The sequence below is a fragment of the Nonomuraea turkmeniaca genome (assembly GCF_005889735.1).
Taxonomy (GTDB): Bacteria; Actinomycetota; Actinomycetes; order Streptosporangiales; family Streptosporangiaceae; genus Nonomuraea; species Nonomuraea turkmeniaca.
In genome coordinates, this window is the sequence record NZ_VCKY01000539.1 from 1 (window position 1) to 1,297 (window position 1,297).

Annotated in this window: 1 protein-coding gene; it reads left to right on the forward strand. The window is 74.7% G+C overall.

Features of this window, described 5'->3' with window-relative positions:
• Positions 1 to 57: 57 nt before the first annotated feature.
• The coding region (locus ETD86_RS54390) for a hypothetical protein (protein WP_211370944.1) at positions 58 to 1,297 on the forward strand (1,240 nt) is incomplete at its 3' end.

The window sequence follows — 1,297 nt, forward strand, 5'->3', positions numbered from 1 at the left end:
AGATGGGTATAAGAGACAGGCTGGTGCCTGGCGGGCGGGCCCGCCGGGGTGATCGCGGTGCTGGCGTGGGCGGCGGCGCTCGGGTCAGGGGGGTCGGAGTTCCTCGACCACGCGCCGTACGCGGCCTCCTGGGGGATGGCGACGGCGCTGGTGGCGGCGCTCGCGGCGCTGGCCGCGACGCGGTCCTTACCCGACGCTCCCCCGGAGCCGAAGAAGCGGACGTTCCGGCCGCGCCGGTGGGTGCTGCCGGGCCTGGTGCTCGGCTGGGCGCTGGTTTGGAGCGTTCTCATCGGGGACCGGGAGCCGCTGCTGGCCTGGCTGCCGCTCTCGCTCGGCTACTTCGACCAGGTGGCCGTGGTGCTGGCGGCCGTCGTGGCGAGCTATCTGGAGGGGGCGCTGCGGCGGCGATTACCCGTGGAGGGCCGGCCGGGGCGGGCGTTCGTCCTGGCGTGGATCGCGCTGTGCGCGGCGCCGATCGTGTACGCGGCCGTGGTCGCGATCGACCGCGGTATGCGCGAGCCGCTCCTCGCCGCCCCTCTGAACATGGCCTGGGCGGTGGAGTACGCCCGCGACATCGGGGCGGCGCTGGTCGCCGAGCCCGCGCAGATCGCGGTGCCACCGCTGCTGCTGGCGCTGGCCGGCACCGGGCTGCAGATCGTGCTCCCGGGGAAGGAGCGAGAGCCGGCGCCGCCGGATCCGGTGCGGCCCGACCGGCGGTGGTGCCTGCTCGTGGCGGGGGCGGCGCTCGCGCTGACGTACTTCTGCGTGGCCGTGACCTCGCGCCACCCCGTGCTGACGCGGCGGACGTACGACGACGGGACGCCGGTGATGGTGCGGGCGCTGGCCTTCCTCGCGCCGCCGGACCCCGTGCTGGGCGGGACCGCCGTGATGTGGTTGTGGACGGTGACGGCGGTGTTCGCGGCGTCGGCGACGGTCCTCGTCTACGTCGCGGTACGGGGGCGGCTCGTCCGGCTCTTCCCCGCCTCCGACTACCTGGTGCTGGTGGGCGCGCTCGCGCTGGCGGCGGCGGTGGCCTGGAACGCGGGCAGCGTCATCGCGTACGCGGTGACCGGTGAACGGCTGCTGGGAATCGCGCCGGCCGTGGAGGCGGCGCTCTTCACGGGGATCGTCGTGCCGGGCCTGGCGGCGTTGGTGTTCATCGTGCACTCGCAGGTGGGCTTGACCAGGTTCGTCCGGATCGTCGAGCTCGAGGACGAGGAGACCTGGCGGACGCTGGCCGAGCGGTACCGGGCGTGGAAGGAGCAGGTGCGGGAGCACATGCCGCCCCGGCGGGAGC